The organism is Nocardia sp. CA-135398, from assembly GCF_050955845.1.
Taxonomy (GTDB): Bacteria; Actinomycetota; Actinomycetes; order Mycobacteriales; family Mycobacteriaceae; genus Nocardia.
The window spans coordinates 1,890,376-1,909,554 of record NZ_CP192084.1 but is presented as its reverse complement, the minus strand read 5'-3'; the positions used below and the strand labels follow the sequence as shown (position 1 = coordinate 1,909,554).

The following is a 19,179-nucleotide window of genomic DNA, read 5'->3' as shown; positions in this document are numbered from 1 at the left end:
GGACCGGCGGAGTTCACGCAAACCTTCGATCCGGTCACAGACCGACACTCCGCAGGGCACGCCGGGCCGAAAACCAGAAGCTCTGCGCGAGCGCTTTGGCGCGGCGAAATGTTATACCGGGAGAGTCGATTTCAGCTGGGTCAGCAGTTTGTGGGCGGCTTCGAGGCCAGAGCGACAGGACGCCTCGAGTGGCGCACCGCGCAGATAGTCGCCGGCTAGTTCGAGGCCGGGGGTTGCGGCGACTTCGGAGTGCAGCTGGGATAGGAACTTTCCGTGGAACGGGACGTAGGCGCAGTAGGCCGCGTCCCAGATCCGCTTGACCGTATGTACTCGCTGGACGTTTTCGATGCCGAGTAGGCAGGTGAGGCGGTGTTCGGCGTCGTCGATCCACTCGTCGAGGACGGTGTCGGTGGGGGCGGGGCGGGCGTGGCGGCCGCTGAAGGTGTAGCGGACGATGTGTAGGTCGTTGATGCCATAGACACCGGCGTTGCTGCAGGGGCCGTCGTCCAGCACGATGGCGCGGACCTCGGAGCCGAAGACCGGGCGGTCGTACTCCACCAGCACTACCGCGGCGGGGAAGTATTTGACCTCGGCGAGTAGATCACTGAGTGCGGGCAGCTCGGACTTCACGATTTCGGCGGTCGCGTAGGCGGGCGAGGCGAGTACGACGCCGTCGTAGTAGTGGTCGGTCAACGGGCCGCCGTGTTCGGAGATGCCGAGGCCGACCACGCGTCCGTCGCGGATGAGCAGCTGCTCCACCTTGGTGCTCGTGCGCACTCGCACCACCTTCGACAATTCATCGATGATCGGCGAAATGCCGTGGGTGAGTTGGTCGTAGGTGTCCATGATCATGTTGAGATTGGTGCCGAAGGTGCCGAGGTAGACCTCGTCGGGTTCGGCGCCGTTCATACGGACGTTCATGGGCCGGAACATATTTCGGACGATGCGCGGGCTGAAGTGCGCGCTCAGCGGCCGGTCGTCATTGCGGTCGGCGATTCTGGCGAAGGCCGCCGAACCCAGGAAGCGGTTCTCTTCCTTGCGGCGCACCAGGAAGCCGAGATAGGCCAGTTTCAGCAGGTCCCGGGCCGGGCCGAGGCGGCGCAGGCGACTGATCTTGTCCCAGGCGCTTTGTTTGCTGTCGAGGGTGAGGATTTTGCCGTCCAGCACCCGGGAGGTGTTGATGCCGAACTCCTCGTATTCGGGCTCGCCGAATTCGGCCAGGAATTCGCGCAGCGCACGGTATTTGCGGCCGAGATTCTTGCCGCCGGTCATGACCGGGCGGTCGCCGAGCCGATCGACACCGAAGCGTCCGCCGAGCACCTCCATCCGCTCGATCAGTTCGACCTCGTATCCGGCCTTCTGTAGATGCAGTGCCGCCGTCATGCCTGCGATACCGGCGCCGACGACCGCGAGCCGCCGGTCGGCCGTTTTCGGGTTTTCCATCGCGGGTCTCCTCAGTTCTTCGGGTCGGATGGGTAGGGGGTGAGTTCGATGCGGCAGTCGGCGATCCGGACGCCGAACTGGGACAGCGCCAATTCGACGTCGGCGCCGAAGTCCGGGTCGGCCTCGACGCGATAGGTGAAGGTGAGCGGACCGTCCAACTCCGCGAAGCCGGTAAAGGTGGCCTCGAGCGAGCCGAGTGCGAACGGCTCGCCCGCGGCCACCAGGGCGGCCTGTCGGAAGCCCTCCACTATCAGCGGGCCGGGGACGTGATCGTAGGGGTGGTCGAAGAAGGATGGATGTCGGCGATCCACCAGTAGTTCGAGATCGCCGCCGACGACGACATTGCGTGCGTCGCGCCGTCCCACACGGTCCGGCGCTGCGGGTGCGGGAGTTTCGGTCGGCACCGCTTGTTCGGGGCGATTGCGGCGTTGGTGGTCGCGGAATTCGGCGTAGGTTTCGGGTGGGAAGGCGATGCCACCACCACGCACCGTGAGCGCTGGCACGGCTCCTACGGTCAATGTGGCGTCGAAGGAGTGATCGGCGAGATAGCCTGGTCCGCTGACTGATCCGAGGTCGGTGCGGATGCGCACGATGCCTTCCAGTGGCGTAGTTCCGGTGTCGCGCAGTGCGCTGTGATCCTCGATTTCGGCGGTCATCCGCTGCAGGCTGAGTGCGGTGCCGAGGGGAAGTCCGAGATATCGGTGTCCGAGTACGGTCATGGCCTGGCGGATTGCCTCGACCGCGGCGAGCGGGTCGTGGAAGTCCGTTCGGCGATCCGACCACAGGGAGTGCGCGCGCGGAATCTGGATCGCGGCGAGGTACTCCCCGGGCCCGACGGCCGCGGTATCGGCGACGAAAACCTCACCGAGACAACGTCGATGAGCCAGGGAGCACGGTACGGTTTGTTCGAAGCTCAGGGTGCTGGTGAGCAGTTCCTCCGGCATTGCGGTCTCCTCAGATTCCGACGCGCACGGCATCGTCGGCGACTTCGACCAGGACCAGTTCGGCGAGTGCGCGTGGGGTCGGGTTGTCCAGGAACCCCTCGACCGGAATACCGGAACCGGCGAGCGCATTCATCCGGTTGCGTAGTTCGAGGACCGAGAGGGAGGTCAGTCCCGTCCCGAGAACGCCGGTATCCGGGTCGATTTCGCTGTCGTCGGCGCGGTCGACGAGTATGGCGGCGATCTGTGTGCAGACCGTATCGAGGACGAAATCGGATCGTTCCGGTTCGGTGAGTGCGAGCACCCGGGCTCGGAATTCGGTGCTGGTATCCGATATTTCGCTCGGCTCTTCATCGTGCCGCAGCGGTGCGATGCGCTCGCTGGCGCACCAATAGTGTTGGGTGCCACGCCAATACCTGCGGTGTTGGAAGGCGTAGGTGGGCAGGTCGACGGTGCGCGCACCGGAGTCGGCGTAGACCGCCGCCCAGTCCACCCCGACGCCGCGCACCCAAGCGCCGGCGACGGCACGCATGAGGCCGTCTGGTTCGGGTTCGCCGGTGCGCAGGGTCGGCAAGGAGACGCAGGAGCGATCGCCCGCACATTCGTAGGTCATGCCGGACAGCACGTCACCCGGGCCGATCTCCACGAAGGTATCGACCCCGGCATCCAGCAGGTGATGCATGCAGTCGTGGAAGAGTACGGTGCCGCGGGCTTGGCGGACCCAGTACTCCGGTGCGCACACTTCGGCGGCAGTGACCGGCTTACCGGTGACATTGGACAGCAATGTGATCGAGGACGGCTTCAATTCGGCGGCGGCCACGATCGTGCCGAATTCATCGAGCAGGCCGTCCAGATGTGGGGAGTGGAAGGCGCGTTCGACCCGCAGGCGGCGGATGCGTCTGCCCCGAGCGCGCCACTGTTTGGCCAGGACGCCGATCGCGGCTTCGTCACCGGAGATGACCGTGGCATGGGGGCCGTTACTTGCGGCGACGGATACCTGATCGTGGTATCCCGCAAGCGATTCGGTCACTTCGTCGAGCGTTGCGCGGACCGCCAGCATGGCGCCTGGACCGAGCCGCTGCATGAGCTGGCCCCTTGCCGACACCACCGCCGCGGCGTCGGCCAGCGAGAACACGCCGCCGATATGTGCTGCGGCCAGTTCGCCGATCGAATGACCGAGTAGGAAATCGGCTGTCAGTCCCCAGGATTCGAGCAGTCGGTAGGTCGCGACCTCGACGGTGAACAGTGCGGGCTGGGTGAATTCGGTGCGGTCCAGCGCATCCGGATCGAAGATCACCGTGCGCAGCGGTCGGTCGAGATGTGCGTCGAAGGCGGCGCACAGGTCGTCGAAGGCCGCTCGGAAGGCTGGGAATGCCTCGTACAGTTGCTGTCCCATGTCAGGGCGCTGACTGCCCTGCCCCGGCAGCAGCAGGCCCAGCTTCCGACCTGCCGCAGCCGAACCGGTGACCACGTCTCGGTCGACCACACCACGCGCCGCCGCTGACGCCGCGTTGCGCAGTTCGTCCGTATCACCGGCGAGCAAGACGGCGCGGTGATCGAACACGGTTCGGGTGGTCGCCAACGAGAAGCCCACATCCGCGATATCCGCCGCAATGGAATCCAGACGCGCGGCCTGATCCCGCAGCGCCTGCGGTGTCCGGCCCGAGACCACACAGGGATACACCGGATACCGCTGAACGGCGCGCTCCGCCGAATCGGCAGAGCTTTCCGTCGGGTCGTATTCGACGATGACATGCGCGTTGGTGCCGCTGAATCCGAATGCCGACACCCCGGCCCGCCGTGGGCGTCCGGTCTCCGGCCACGGTTGCGCCTCGCTGGCCAGCCGGACCCCGCCGACCGACCAATCGATATGCTCCGAGGGTCGATCCACATGCAATGTCGCGGGCACGAGCCCGTGCCGCATGGCCAGCACCATCTTCATCAATGCCGCTGTGCCCGCCGCAGATTGAGTGTGTCCGATATTCGATTTGATGGACCCCAACCACACCGGCTGCTCCGGATCGCGATGACGGCCATATGCGGCGAGCAGGGCCTGCGCCTCGATCGGATCACCCAGCGGAGTGCCGGTGCCATGGCCCTCGACCACGTCCACATCGGATGGTGACAGTTCGGAATTCGCGAGCGCCTGCCGGATAACCCGTTGCTGCGCTTGACCATTGGGCGCGGTCAGCCCATTGGACGCCCCATCGGAGTTGATCGCGCCGCCACGGATCACGGCAACCACCGGATGTCCGTTGCGCCGCGCGTCGGACAGTCGCTCCACCACGAACATGCCGACGCCCTCGGCCCACGCCGTGCCATCGGCGGCCTGTGCGTACGGTTTGCAACGGCCATCGGGTGCGAGTGCGCGCTGCCGGGAGAACGCTATGAACGGCGACGGCAGCGACATCACCGTGACGCCGCCGGTCAGCGCCAGCGAACACGCACCGCCTCGCAGGGATTCGACCGCCTGATGCAGCGCGACCAACGCACCCGAGCAGGCCGTGTCGACGGAGACGGCCGGACCTTCCAATCCGAGCAGATAGTTGATCCGTCCGGTGGCGAGGCTGGCCTGGGTGCCGAGCACGTAGTACGTCTCGAATCCGTCCCAGTCCGGCGACCAGTCCGAATAGATCTGATCACTGACCGCGGCGAAGACCCCGGTATCGGTGCCGCGCAGGGTGGTCGGGTCGATCCGCGCCCGTTCGATGGCCTCCCACGCGACCTCGAGCAGCAGCCGCTGCTGCGGATCCATTGCCCCGGCCTCGCGTTCGGATACCCCGAAGAATCCGGCGTCGAAATCCGCTATGCCGTCCAGGAATCCGCCGAGGCCGATGGTCGTCATACCGGGTTCGTCATGCGCGGCCGCGGGTCGCCAACCCCGGTCGGTCGGAAACTCCGAGACCACCGATCGCTGGTCGATGACCAAGTCCCACAGGGCCTCCGGCGATCGGACGCCGCCCGGGAACCGGCAGGCCATGCCGATAATCGCGATGGGCTCGGACTGTTTCGCCTGTACCTCGCGCAGCTTCTGCCTTGTCTCGTGCAGTTCTCGCACGGCGCGGCGCAGATATTCGCGCAACTGTTCGTCATCGGCCACGGTAATGCACCTCCCTCCGGCGTCCGGTCAGTCCAATTGATCGATGAATTCGAACAATTCGCTGTCGTCGGCCGCGGCGAGGTCGGCGATGCTCTCGCTTTCCGCACCGCCGTCCAGTTCGCGCAACACGGCCCGCAGCCGGGTGGCGATATCACGTCGGTCGTCGGGATCCAGCGACGTCACGGCGCAACTCTTGGCCAATGCCTCTACCTCGGATTTGATCCGGGCGGGTGCGTCGTCGACGGGTGCGATTTCCTGGCGGATGTATCCGGCCAGTGCGGCGGGGGTCGGGTGGTCGAATACCACCGTCGTGCCCAGATTGATGCCGACCGCGGACTTCACCCGGTTGCGGAACTCCATCACACCGAGCGAGTCGAATCCCAGTTCCTGGAACGGTCGCTCGACGTCGATGGCATCCGGGGACTGATGACCGAGTACGGCCGCGGCCTGTGCGCGAATCGCGTCCACGATGACCCGCTCCTGCTCGGCCGGATCGAGTCCGAGCAGACCGGACGCGAATTTGGCCGATTCACTGGACCTGGTCGCCGCGGCCCGCCGCGAGGACCGGGCCAGACCACGCAGCATCGCGGGCATATCGCCCGGATCCATGGCCGAGAGCACCGACATGTCCAGGCGCGCGGCAACGGTGGCCGCCTGTCCGCTCGCGAGCGCGGCGTCGAACAATGCCATACCGTGCTCATCGTCGATGGGCAGCATGCCTTCGCGACGCATCCGCTCCCAATCCTGATCGCCCAGTTGAGCCGTCATTCCGCTGGCCCCGCGCCAGGCACCCCAGGCCAGGGCGGTGGCGGGCAGCCCGGCAAGGTGACGACGGCGGGCCAACGCGTCCAGATAGGCATTGGCCGCCGCGTAATTGGCCTGTCCCGGTCCGCCCAGTAAGCCCGCGATGGACGAGTACACAACGAATGCGGCCAGGTCGAGGTGCTCGGTCGCCGCGTGCAGGTGATATGCGGCATCGACTTTGGGGCCGAAGACCGCCGCGACTTGCTCGGCGGTCATGGAGTCGAACATGCCGTCGTCGATCACACCGGCGGTGTGCACCACCGCCGTCAGCGGATGCGCCACTGGAATCGCCGCCAGCAGTGCCGATATCGCGGCCGGATCGGCCACATCGGCGGCGACGATATGGACATCCGCACCGTGCGCGGTCAGTTCGGCGGCCAGTTCTGTGGCGCCCTCGGCGGCGGGACCGCGGCGGCTGGCCAGTAACAGTCTGCGCACGCCGCGCACGCCGACCAGATGTCGGGCGACCACGGCGCCGAGCCCGCCGGTGCCGCCGGTCACCAGGACCGTACCCTCGGGGTCCCACCGGGGCGGCACCGTCAGGACGTTCTTGCCGATATGCCGGGCCTGGCTCATGAACCGGAATACCTCCGGTGCTTCGCGCACGTCCCACGCGGTGACCTGAATCGGTTGCAGCACACCGGAATCGAAGAGGCGAAGCAGTTCGGTCATGATCTCTTGGAGTCGGTCCGGACCCGCCTCCATGAGGTGGAAGGCGCGGTAGTAGACGCCGGGATGTTCGGCCGCGACCTTGTCCGGTTCGCGTCGATCGGTCATGCCCATTTCGATGAAGCGGCCACCGCGCGGCAGCAGGCGCAGTGAGGCGTCGACGAATTCATCGGCCAGCGAGTCCAGCACGACATCGACGCCGCGGCCCGCGGTGGCCTCCAGGAATCGCTGTTCGAAGTCGAGGGTCCGGGTGTCGCCGATGTGATCGTCATCGAAGCCCATGCCGCGCAACACATCCCACTTCGGCTTACTCGCGGTGACATAGAGTTCCGCGCCGAGATGTCTGGCCAACTGCACCGCGGCCATGCCGACACCACCGGTCGCGGCGTGCAGCAGCAGGGTCTCGCCGGGCTGTAGTCCGGCCAGATCGACCAGGCCGAAATACGCGGTCGCGAAGACCACAGGTGCGGCTGCGGCCTGTGCGAAGGACCAGCCGCGCGGCATCGGGACCACCAGTCGCCGATCGACGACGGCGGTGGACCCGACCACCGGCAGGAAGCCGAAGACCCGGTCGCCGGGCCCGAAATCGGTGACGTCCGAGGCGACTTCGAGGACAACCCCGGCACCCTCGCCACCGATCGGCGCATCCGGATCCGGGTACATGCCGAGCACGATCAGCACGTCACGGAAGTTCACACCCGCCGCGCGCACGGCAACGCGGACCTGGCCGGGTGCCAGCGGGGCCGTCGCGTCGGGGTCCGGTGTGAGCGTGAGATTGTCGCCGGTCAGCGTGCCCTTGCCCAGTGGGAGCAGACGCCAGTCACCCGCATCCAGGGGTGTGCTCGTCTCGACGATATCGGCGGCGGAGCGGCTCACGCGAGCCGCGTGCAGAGTGCCGCGCCGCGATGCGAGCTGTGGTTCGGTCGCCACCACTACGGCCTGTTCAACGGCTGCTCGGTAATTCGCCCAGTCGTCGACATCGACCAGCAGCATCCGGCCGGGATTCTCGTTCTGAGCGCTGCGCAACAGGCCCCAGGCCGCAGCGCCCGCCAGATCCGCGTCCTCTGCGCCGTGTACGGCCACCGCATTGCGGGTGACCACGACGAGGATCCGTTCGGCTGCCTCCTCGGCGGTGATCAATTGCTGCACGGTCGTCATCAGGTCGGTGACCCATGCGCGCACCGACTCCGGTGTGGTTCCGCTCGATTCGGTGGTCGGGGCGGACAAGACCGCGCATCGTTGCCCGGCCACCGTCACGGACTCCCGACTCTCCGCCAACCGCGCCGATGGCTGGTCGGCCGCCATGGACTCCCGACCCTCACCCAACCACCCCGACGGCTGGTCGACCGACATGGTCTCCTGGCTGTCACCCAACCGCGCCGACGGCTGGTCGACCGGCACAGACTCCCGACCCTCACCCAACCGCCCCGACGGCTGGTCGACCGACATGGTCTCCTGGCTCTCCCACAGCCGCGCCCACGGCTGGTCGATCGGCGCGGTCTCCGGCTGCGGCACGGTTATCCATGTCGTGCCGAGCAGATCCGCATTAGTGGACGACTTGACCACCAAGGCCTCGCGCGGCAGGGCACGCAATGCCAGTGCCGCCACCTCGGCGACCGGACCACCACCCGCATCGGCCACAGTGAGCGAGATCCGGTCCGGTGCGGGTGCGGCCAGTCGTACCCGCAGCGAGGACGCGCCCACCGCGTGCAGCGATACGCCCTCCCAGGAGAACGGTACGGAAACCTCGCCGTCGTCAGTCGTGGCACCGCCGAGGGCAAGAGCGTGCAGCGCCGCATCCAGCAACGCGGGGTGGACACCGAATCGTTCGGCCGAGGACCGCGCCTGCTCGGGCAGATCCACCTCACCCAACAATTCCGCACCGCGCCGCCACAGTGCGGTCAGCCCGCGGAACAGCGGACCGTAGCGGTAGCCGGCTTCGGCCAGATCGTCATAGCCGCCGTCGAGTCCGATCGGCTCCGCACCTGGCGGTGGCCAGGCCGCGAAATCCGCGCTCGCCGTGGGCGATTCGTCGGAGGGCTCGACAACGCCGACGGCATGGCAGGTCCACTCGAGCTGCCCGTCGTCCTGTGGACGGGAGTACACGGTCAGTGCCCGGCCACCGGTTTCCTGTGCTGCGCCCACGACAACGCGCAGCTCGATTCCACCGGTCGCGGGCAAGGGCATGGGTGCCTGTAGCACCAGTTCGGCCAACCGCGCGCAATCCACCAAAGCGCCCACGTGCAGCGCCATTTCGACGAACGCAGTACCCGGCAACAGCACCGTGCCCGCGATATCGTGGTCGGCCAGCCACGGATGGCTGCGCAGCGAAAGCCGTCCGGTGCAGACGATTTCATCGGATTCCGGCAGCCGTACCACCGCGCCGAGCAGCGGATGCCCGGCATCCTCCAGTCCGGACTGTCGCACATCCGCGATACCCGCGGATTGCAGCCAGAACTGCTGCCATTGGAACGGATAGGTCGGCAGGTCTACTGTCGTGGCGCCGCTGCCAGCGAACAACTCCGACCAATTCACCTGTGCGCCAGCGCAATACCCGGCCGCCAGCGCCGCGACGAGACCAGAGACTTCACCGTCCGCTCCGGGCGAGCGCAGCACCGGTTTGGTGGTCGGCACCGGCTTTTCGGCCGCGGCGGCTGTTTGCACCACGAGCGTGGTCAGCGCCGCGCCCGGTCCGGCCTCCCATGCGACACCGACCCGTTCACCGATCAACCGCTGAGCCGCCGCCATGAAACGTACCGGTCGACGGACTTGACCGACCCAGTAGGCCGGGGAACGCAATTCGTCATCAGTCGCCGGTTCGCCGGTCACGGTGGAGATGATCGGGATGGTCGCCTTGTGATAAGTCAGTCCGGCACAGACCTTTTCGAAATCTGCGAGCATGGGCTCCATGCGCGGCGAATGAAAGGCGTGGCTCACCACCAGTGGCTTGGTCTTGCAGCCACGCTCGGACAGCAGTGCCGTGATCGCGTCGACAGCGTCCTCGTCACCCGAAAGCACCAGCGAGCGTGGCCCGTTCACCGCCGCGATGCCCACCCGATCCGCGCGATCGGCGATAAGTTCGGCCACCTCGTGCTCGTCGGCGGTGACCGAAACCATGGTGCCGCCCTCCGGCAGTGCCTGCATCAGCCGTCCACGGGCGGCGACGAGCGCGCACGCATCCGATAGCGACCACACCCCCGCGACGAAGGCCGCCGATATCTCGCCGATGGAGTGGCCGACCAGATAGTCGGGGTTCACACCCCAGGACTGCAGCAGCCGGAACAGCGCCACCTCGATCGCGAACAGTGCGGGCTGGGTGTATTCGGTCCGGTCCAGCAAGGCTGCCTCCGCGGTACCGGTCTCGGCGAAGATCACGCTGCGCAATCCCACGGTCCACTCCGGATTGGCGGCATCCACCTGTGCGCACACCTCGTCGAAGATTTCGGCGAACAGCGGATAGGCCTGATATAGCCGAGTGCCCATACTCGCGCGCTGGGCACCCTGGCCGGGGAACAGCACGGCGGTCCGAACATCGCGCCCGGCGACACCGCGCACCACATTCGGCGAATCCTGCTGTGCGGCCAGTGTTTCCAGCGCGTTGGCCAGCTCATCCTCATCGGAGCCGAGCAGTACCGCACGATGTTCGAATTCCGATCGGGTCGCGGTCAGCGAGTAGCCGATATCGGTCGGATCACTGTCCGGAAACTCCTTCAGGAATTCGGACAACCGCTGCGCCATCGCGGGCACGGCCGCATCGGTGCGTCCGGACAGTACCCACGGTGTCACTGGTGGCGCGAGCCGTGCCGGGTTCTTCGGCTCATCGACCGGCGGTTCCTCGATGATCAAATGAGCATTGGTGCCGCTGATGCCGAATGAGGAAATTCCGGCTCTTCGCGGTGTCGCCCGACGCGGCCACGGTTGCGGTGCGGCGAGCAGCCGCACATTGCCCTCGGTCCAATCCACGTGTTCGGTCGGCTGCTCGGAATTCAGTGTGCGCGGAAGCATTTCGTGCCGCATGGACAGCACGGTCTTGACGATGCCTGCCACACCTGCGGCGGCCTGGGTGTGCCCCATATTCGATTTGATCGAACCGAGCCACAGCGGCCGGTCCGGATCGGGCCGCGTCCGGCCGTAGGTGGACAGCAGCGCCTGCACCTCGATGGGATCGCCCAGTACCGTTCCGGTGCCGTGGCCTTCGACCATGTCCACATCCGCGGCGGTGATCCTGGCGTCGGCCAGCGCGTCCCGGATCACTCGCTGCTGGGCCGGACCGTTCGGCGCGGCCAAACCATTCGACGCGCCGTCCTGATTCACCGCCGAACCACGCACCAATGCCAGAATCCGGCGGCCCTGCGCACGGGCCCGCGACAACCGCTCCAGCACCAGTACCCCGACGCCCTCGGACCACACGGTGCCGTCGGCGCCCTCGCCATAGGATTTGCACCGTCCGTCCGGCGCAAGCCCGCGCTGCATGCTGAAGGAGATGAACGGCGCGGCCTTCGCCATGACCGTGACGCCACCGGCCAGCGCGGTATCGCACTCCCCCCGACGCAATGCCTGGGCGGCCAGGTGCACCGTCACCAGCGACGACGAGCAGGCCGTATCGATGGTCAGCGCGGGCCCCTCCAGACCGAGCGCATACGAAATACGTCCGGACGCAACACTTCCCGTCATGCCGGTCATCAGGTAACCGGCAAGATCCGCGGGCGCGGTGTCATCGGCGTAATCGTTGTAGAACATGCCCGCGTACACGCCGGTGCGACTGCCGTGCATCGAACTCGGGTCGATGCGCGCGTGCTCCAAGGCTTCCCACGAAACCTCCAGCAGCAGGCGCTGCTGCGGATCGGTGGCCAAAGCCTCGCGCGGTGAGATGCCGAAGAAGCTCGCGTCGAATGCCGCCGCGCCGTCGAGAAATCCGCCGGAGCGGACGTAGGTCTTGCCCTCGGCACCCGGTTCCGGATCGTAGAAGTCGTCCCAGCCACGTTCCGGCGGGAATTCCGAGGTCACCTCGCGACCCGCCATGAGCATGCGCCACATGTCCTCCGGCGAGGCGATGCCGCCCGGGTAGCGGCAGGCCATACCGACTATGGCGATCGGCTCCTCGGGATCGGTCGCCGGTGTGTCATAGCCATTGCCCGCGGGCGCGCTCTGCGCGCCGATCAGTCTGGTGCGCAGCAGTTCGGTGAGCCGGTCGATGGTCGGATAGTCGAAGGCGACCGCCGCCGTCAGCTCCACACCGCTGGCCCTGCGCAGCCGGTCGCGCAGCTCGACCGCGGATCGCGAGTCGAATCCCAGATCCCGGAACGAGGCCGACACATCGATGACCTCCGGCGCGATCCCACCGAGCACATCCGTCACCTGCTGGACCACCAGCTCGCGCAGCAGCCGCCGCTGCTCCTCGGGTGAGCGACGGCCGAGCTCATCGCGTTCGAGCACCGCGCTGCTGTCGCCATTCGACTGTGACATTCCGACTCCTCGAATGTGGTTGCGCTCCACCGGAAAACCTTCGGCTTTCGCCGACTGTTCGAGCGTAAATAGCCACCGGTCTGTGCCGGTCCACCGTGCGGTAATCGGTGGGCCATCGCCGACCCTGATTCCGCGATTTCCGCTGTAGTTTGCGTATTCGAGGACACCTATGTGGCAGGAGTACGACAATGCCGGTTCCGGAATCCAGTGTTTTCCAGCGTTTGAGTCGACTTGCCTCGGTCACCGACCACGACGGCTCCCCAACCACCACGATCGACGAGGTTTTCACCGGACGTCCACTCGGGCAGGTGCCGCTGGCCGATGCCGATGACGTACACCTGGCGTTCAGCAAAGCCGCGGTAGCACAGCATCATTGGGCTGGGCTAGCGGTTCGCGATCGAGTCGCGGTCATCAACCGCTATCGCGCACTGGTCCTCGAAAACCGTTACCTACTGCTGGATATCATCCAGGCCGAAACCGGAAAAGCGCGCTGGGGCGCACAGGAGGAAATCCTCGGCATCCTGGCCGGAACCCGGTATTACGCGCGGCTGGCACCGGAGTTATTGAAACCGCGGCGAGTTCCCGGACCACTGCCCGGCCTGACCAGGGTGCGCGTACACGCGCAACCGAAAGGCGTTGTCGGCGTCATCGCACCATGGAATTATCCGATGTTCCTGGCGATCGGTGACTCGATTCCGGCACTGTTGGCAGGTAATGCGGTGGTGCTGAAACCCGCGTCCCGAACTCCCTTCGCAGCCCTGGCCAATGCCGAATTGCTCTACGAGGCTGGACTCCCCCGCGACCTGCTCGCCGTGGTCCCCGGTTCGGGCTCGACCGTCGGACGCGCCATTGTCGAGAACTGCGACTTCCTCATGTTCACTGGTTCCTCCGCCACCGGACGGGTGCTGGCCCGGCAATGCGCCGACCGGCTGATCGGCTGCTCCGCCGAGCTGGGCGGTAAGAATCCGATGATCGTCACCGCCGGTGTCGATGTCGACAAGGTCGCCAAAGCCGCACTGCGCGCGTGTTTCTCGAACGCGGGCCAGCTCTGCCTTTCCATCGAACGCGTCTACGTCGAGCAATCCATCGCCGACGAGTTCACCGCGAAGTTCGTCGCCGCGATCGAGGCGATGCCGCTCGGTCCCGGATACGACTTCGCCACCGCCATGGGCAGTCTCAGCTCCGCCGAGCAACTCGCCACCGTCTCGAAACATCTCGCCGACGCGAAATCCAAGGGCGCGAAGGTTATTACCGGCGGCAAACCACGGCCCGACCTCGGCCCTCTGTTCTTCGAACCGACTGTACTGACCGGTGTAACTCGCGAAATGGATTGCGCCCGAGAGGAAACCTTCGGACCATTGGTCGCCATCTATCCGGTCACCGATACGGACGAGGCCATCCAACTCGCCAATGACACCGAATACGGCCTGAGCGCCAGTGTGTGGGCCGCGACCCCGGCCGCGGGTGAGGCCATCGCGGTCCGGCTGCGCTCGGGTGCGGTGAATGTCGACGAGGGCTATGCGGTCGCCGCGGCCAGCTCCAGTGCGCCGATGGGCGGTATGGGCAGCTCAGGACTCGGCCGCCGACACGGTCCGGAGGGATTGCTCAAATACACCGAACCGCAGACGGTCGCTACCGCATTGGTGGTCGATCTAGACCCACCGCCGCGCATGTCCGCCGAACGATGGCAACAATTGCAGGTGCCGATGGCGGAATTCATGCGCAAATTTCCCGGCCGATGAGCACTAGCATCGTGAGCTGTGATCACAGTGGCCAGTTGGAATGTCCTGCATCGCGTGCACGCGGAGAATTGGCGCTCCGATATCGCGACCCGCTGGCCCGATGAGGCGGCGCGCATTGCCGCGGTGACCGCCTGGATCGCCGAACGCCCCGAACAGGTCATCGCGCTACAGGAGGTCAGCGGCGATCAACTGGCGAGCCTGCGATCGGCATTGTCCGACAAGGATATTCACGCGCTGCGCTATCCGCGCGTGCCGCGACCGCGCGACGGCACCACCCCGCTGCAAGATCCCACCGAACATCTCGTCATCGTCCTCGACGAACCGGGCCGAGAAATCGCGGCCGAATCCTTCGAAAACGATCCGGGCAACGGCGCTCTCGCCGTCGAAACGGCGGGCATTGTCGTGGTGGCAACCCACGTGACCGGCGATCCGCGCCGCACCCGCCAGCTGACCCGATTGGCCGAACTCGCGCCGCCGGACCGCGCGACCGTGCTACTCGGCGACTTCAATATCGACCGCGCCACCGTGGCATCCACACTCGGCCCCGACTTCACCGTCGCCGACCCGCCACCCGACTCCGCCCCGACCCGTCCACGCACATCGGGCGCCAAATCGCAGTTCATCGACCATGTGATCGTGCACGGCACGACCGTGCGGGAGGTGGCGGTCGTGCTGGTCGACGGCCTGTCCGACCACAATTTCATCCGCGCCACTATCACCGGATAACTAGACCCCGGCACGCCACAGCCAACGCCAACGGGGCAGCTCCGCCAGCACTGTGAGCACCGCGAGCACACTGACGAGAACGGCGAGCCACACCGGCCAGGCCACCCAGGAGCCGATGACCGCCGCGACAAGTTGCAGCACCACCAGCGCGACGGTGCACCACCCCGGCACGGCGACCAGTACCTGTTTCTTGTCGCCGGGCGTGGCGAACACAGTGGGCAGTCCGATCAGCACCACCACCGACAGCACGGCCAGCACAATCGAATGCCCGGCCAGCGCCCATGGCGTCACCACCCAGGCGATGAGCTCGGTCGCAAAACGCAGTACAGACGCAACTCGGCCCCGGCCGGTCAGATTCGGCGATTCAGACACGGATGCCACACTGCCACGCGATAGGTCCCGATGCTCGGCGAAGCCCCGGGCCGAAGGGGGATGGTCCGGGGCTTCACTGGGGTTATCGCGGGAACCGGTGCGCGAGTTAACCACGCGCAATGGCGTGTTCAGGCGAGTCGATTCAGGAGATCCTCGGCTGCCGCGGTGCCGGCGCGGAAGCACGCTTCCAGAGAAGTGCCGAGTAGATAGTCGCCCGCTACCGCGAGACCGGTGCAGCTGGCGATCTCGTGCCGTAGTTTGGCGGTGAAATCACCGTGGTCGGGCAGGTAGGCACAGTAAGCGGCATCCCATGTGCGGGTTACCCGATCTCGTCGGATGGCGCCGGTGGCAGCGCAGTGCTCGATGACGGTGCGTTCGGATCGGGCCAGCCAGGATTCGAAGGTTTTGGCCGAGGGCAGCGGCCGGGCATCTCGTCCGGTGAAGATATAGCGGACGGTATCGCGGCGGCTCGGACTCTCCGGGCCCACCGCCCGACACGGGCCGTCGTCGAAGGTGATACCCCAGACATCGGGTGGGAAGATCTCGCGGTCGTATGCCACCACCGCGACCGCGGCGGGGAGATATCTGATCTGCGCGAGCAGCTTTCCGACCGTCGGGAATTCGTCGATGACGAGATCCGCGGCCGCGGGCGCGGGGGTTGCCAGCAATACCGCGTCGAAGAGTTCTTCCCTTGGTGCGGAACCATTTTCGGCTATGGCGAGCCCGCGGACCCGGCCGCTGCGGACCAGCAGACGATCCGCAGTGGCGCGAGTGCGCACGACGAACTGTCGGGACAACGCCTCGAATACCGGTTGGATACCGTCGGTGAGCCGATCGAAGTCGTCGAGCACATTCGCCAGGGTAGCGCCGAACGCACCGAGATAGACCTCTTCCGGCTCCGCACCATGTGTCCATACGGTCATGGGCCGCAATAGAATTGCGGTCAGTGCCGGTCCGAAATGCTCGCTGAGCGGTTTGTGGTCGCTGTGTGCGGCGAGTTTGGTGTAGTAGCCCGGCTCGAGCAGCCCGTCGGCGGTGAGCGCGCGACTGGCGAGGTAGGAGAATTTCGCGACATCGGGTGCGGGGGTGCCCGCCTCGATCAGGTGACGCAGGCCGGTGGGACGGTCCTGGTGATCGATGGTGAACAGCTCACCGGCAACGATCCGGGACATTCGCAACGGATACGGCTCCAAGGCGAAGGGGCCCACTTCATGGAGAAATTCGCGCAGCGCGGTGTACTTACGGCCGATCAGCCGACCACCCGCCATGATGGGGCGATCCCCCAGCAGACCGACACCGCACCGCCCGCCGGGCTGGGACTCCCGATCGATCAGTTCGACCCGGTGGCCCGCCCGCCGGAGGCGATGGGCCGCGGCCAGGCCCGAAATACCCGCCCCGACCACCGCGATATGTCGACCATCCCCCACGCCTCACCTACCCAGCCAGTAGGTTCGGTGCTGAAAGGCGTAGGTGGGCAGGTCGATTCGCCGCGCACCTGTTGTCGCGTACAACGCAGACCAGTCCACTGTGGTGCCTGCGGTATGTGCCCGAGCCAGCGCCGTCACGAATGAGATCGCCTCATCCGATGGACCGTATCCCGCGGCGTCGAGCGCCGATGTGACCACCACATCGCTATCCCCGGCAACGGTCTCGCCGACGACCTTCCGCGCCCGCTCCGACCGTGCGCCCGAACCCAATTCGAGGACAATCGATCCGCCGCGCGCGGCCGTCCACCGAATGGCATCCCACGGCTGTGCGGAATCTTGTGTCCAATATTCGGCGGTGCGCAGCTCGTCCCGATCAACCGGTCCCGCGGTGCGACCGGAGACGATCGGCACCTTCGGATCGCCGAAGCTCGCGCATACCCGCGCGACCGCAGCCGGTTCGCCTGCGGCCCTGATCAATTCCGCGGCCGAGGCCAGCGGGTACACTCCGGCCGCGTATCCGGCCGCGACCTCGCCGATGCCCTGCCCGACCAGATAGTCCGGCCGCATCCCGAACGACGCCATCAGCCCATATAAGCCGACCTCGACGCCGAATAGTGCCGCTCGCGCGAATTCTGGGAGATCCCATAACCGCGCGGCTGTATCGAACTCGCCTGCCACGACCTCATACAGCGGATGCTCCGGGAAGGCAGCGCCGACTTCGTCGAAGACCGCACGGAAGACCGGGAAGTCGGCATACAGACCGCGCCCGGCGCCGATGAGCCCGGAGTCCGGAAACAGCAGCACCGTCTTGGCAACCGGCGATGCCGTCGCCCGCAGCACCGTCGGCGAATCCTGACCGGCCGCAAGGGATTCCAGACCGGACAGCAGATCATCGTGTTTACGCCCGATCAGCACCGCCCGGTGTGGCAGGCGAGCACGCGAAACTATCAGGGAATGGCCGACATTCACCGGATCCAGGCCCGGATGCTCGCGGAGATATCCGGTGAGCCGTTCCGCCTGACCCGTCAGTGCCCGCGCCGACCGCGCGGAAACCACCCAGGCCAATACCGGAGGCGCGCTTGTCGGCTCGTCCTCGGGATCCGCCGCCGGAGCCTGTTCCAGCACTACATGGGAGTTGGTGCCGGTAATGCCGAACGACGAGACGCACGCCCTTCGTGGTCGCCCGGTCTCCGGCCACGGACGCGCCCGCGTGACCAGCTCCAATTGTCCGGTGGCCCATTCGACATGCGGCGTCGGCTCAGCTACGTGCAATGTCGGCGGCACCACACCGCGTCGCATTGCCATGACCATCTTGATCACCCCGGCTACCCCGGCGGCGGCCAGACAGTGGCCCATATTGGATTTGATCGATCCGAGCAGCGCGGGCCGATCGCGATCCTGCCCGTAGGTGGCCAGCAGTGCTTGCACCTCGATGGGATCGCCGAGCACCGTCGCCGTACCGTGCCCCTCGATCACATCCACCTCGGCGGCGGACAACTGAGCATTGGCCAACGCGTCGCGAATCACCCGCCGCTGCGCCGCACCGTTCGGCGCGGTGAAGCCATTGGACGCACCGTCCTGATTAACCGCCGAACCGCGCAGCACCGCGAGCACCTGATGTCCGTGCCGCTCCGCGTCCGAAAGTCGTTCCAGCAGCAGCATTCCCACACCCTCTGACCACACTGTCCCATCGGCGGCGGCCGCATACGAGCGACAGCGGCCATCGGGGGCCGTACCGCGCTCACTCCACGAGGCGAACATATCGGGCGTCGCCATCACGGTGACGCCACCGACCAGCGCGAGCGTGGACTCCCCCGACCGCACCGACGATATCGCCTGATGCAAAGCCACCAGCGACGACGAGCACGCGGTATCCACCGTCATGGCCGGACCTTCCAGCCCGAACACATACGAAATCCGTCCGGAACCCGCGCCCGCCGCCTTACCGGTCAACAAGAATCCGGACAGACCGCTGACCTGCTCGGTCGTCAAAGCTCGATACGCACCGTCGACAGTCCCGTACGACTGCCCGATCAGCCCGACGAATACGCCCGTTCTACTGCCGCGCAGGCCGGTCGGATCCATCCCCGCCCGCTCGAACGTTTCCCAGGCCACCTCCAGCAACTGCCGCTGCTGCGGATCTATCGCCAGTGCCTCCCTTGGACTGATGCCGAAGAAGCGCGCATCGAAATCGCCTGCGCCATCGATGAATCCGCCGTGTTCGACCATCCGCGTCCGGGTCGGATCGGGATCTGCGACCCCATCGAAATCCCACCCGCGATCGGTGGGCCATCCGGAGACCACATCTCGTCCGGCGGCGACCATCTCCCATAGCTCGTCCGGCGAGCCGACTCCGCCCGGATAGCGGCATCCCATCGATACGATCGCCACCGGCTCATTGTCGCGAGCCTCCAACTGCCGCAACCGCTCTCGGACACGCTGCAATTCACGGGCCGCGGTCCGCAGGTATTCGCGCAGCTGCTGTTCCT

8 protein-coding genes and 1 pseudogene are annotated in these 19,179 nt (G+C 66.4%); 2 read left to right on the top strand and 7 right to left on the bottom strand.

Annotated elements, in window-relative coordinates:
• Nucleotides 1–111 precede the first annotated feature (111 nt).
• From ACQP1T_RS08545 to ACQP1T_RS08530, 4 genes are read right to left on the bottom strand one after another with little or no spacing between them, the layout of a single operon-like run.
• Nucleotides 112–1,443 carry a protoporphyrinogen/coproporphyrinogen oxidase gene (locus ACQP1T_RS08545; RefSeq protein WP_433759399.1) on the bottom strand — a complete coding sequence of 444 codons (1,332 nt, stop codon included), beginning with the start codon at nt 1,441–1,443 and terminating at the stop codon, nt 112–114.
• An 11-nt stretch (nt 1,444–1,454) separates the two neighbouring features.
• Nucleotides 1,455–2,387: an AfsA-related hotdog domain-containing protein gene (locus tag ACQP1T_RS08540; RefSeq protein WP_433759398.1), complete on the bottom strand. Its 933-nt coding sequence runs from the start codon at nt 2,385–2,387 to the stop codon at nt 1,455–1,457.
• A gap of 10 nt (nt 2,388–2,397) precedes the next feature.
• Complete coding sequence (locus ACQP1T_RS08535) at nt 2,398–5,484, bottom strand: type I polyketide synthase (protein ID WP_433759397.1); 3,087 nt, start codon at nt 5,482–5,484, stop codon at nt 2,398–2,400.
• A 27-nt stretch (nt 5,485–5,511) separates the two neighbouring features.
• Entirely contained in the window at nt 5,512–12,423 is a 6,912-nt protein-coding gene (locus ACQP1T_RS08530) for an SDR family NAD(P)-dependent oxidoreductase (RefSeq protein ID WP_433759396.1), read from the bottom strand.
• Nucleotides 12,424–12,611: 188 nt separating this feature from the next.
• On the opposite strand from ACQP1T_RS08530, the gene ACQP1T_RS08525 reads away from it, so the two are divergent.
• Nucleotides 12,612–14,165 carry a succinic semialdehyde dehydrogenase gene (locus ACQP1T_RS08525; RefSeq protein ID WP_433759395.1) on the top strand — a complete coding sequence of 518 codons (1,554 nt, stop codon included), beginning with the start codon at nt 12,612–12,614 and terminating at the stop codon, nt 14,163–14,165.
• Between the two features lie 18 nt (nt 14,166–14,183).
• Nucleotides 14,184–14,891, top strand: coding sequence for an endonuclease/exonuclease/phosphatase family protein (locus ACQP1T_RS08520; protein WP_433759394.1), 708 nt, complete (start codon nt 14,184–14,186; stop codon nt 14,889–14,891).
• On the opposite strand, the gene ACQP1T_RS08515 is transcribed toward ACQP1T_RS08520, so the two are convergent.
• The 3 genes and pseudogenes from ACQP1T_RS08515 to ACQP1T_RS08505 all read right to left on the bottom strand — a co-directional run.
• Nucleotides 14,892–15,263, bottom strand: coding sequence for a hypothetical protein (locus tag ACQP1T_RS08515; protein ID WP_433759393.1), 372 nt, complete (start codon nt 15,261–15,263; stop codon nt 14,892–14,894).
• Nucleotides 15,264–15,391: 128 nt separating this feature from the next.
• Nucleotides 15,392–16,690 carry a protoporphyrinogen/coproporphyrinogen oxidase gene (locus ACQP1T_RS08510; protein WP_433759392.1) on the bottom strand — a complete coding sequence of 433 codons (1,299 nt, stop codon included), beginning with the start codon at nt 16,688–16,690 and terminating at the stop codon, nt 15,392–15,394.
• A gap of 3 nt (nt 16,691–16,693) precedes the next feature.
• Nucleotides 16,694–19,174: pseudogene (locus ACQP1T_RS08505) on the bottom strand (type I polyketide synthase); the annotation flags it as partial.
• Nucleotides 19,175–19,179 lie beyond the last annotated feature (5 nt).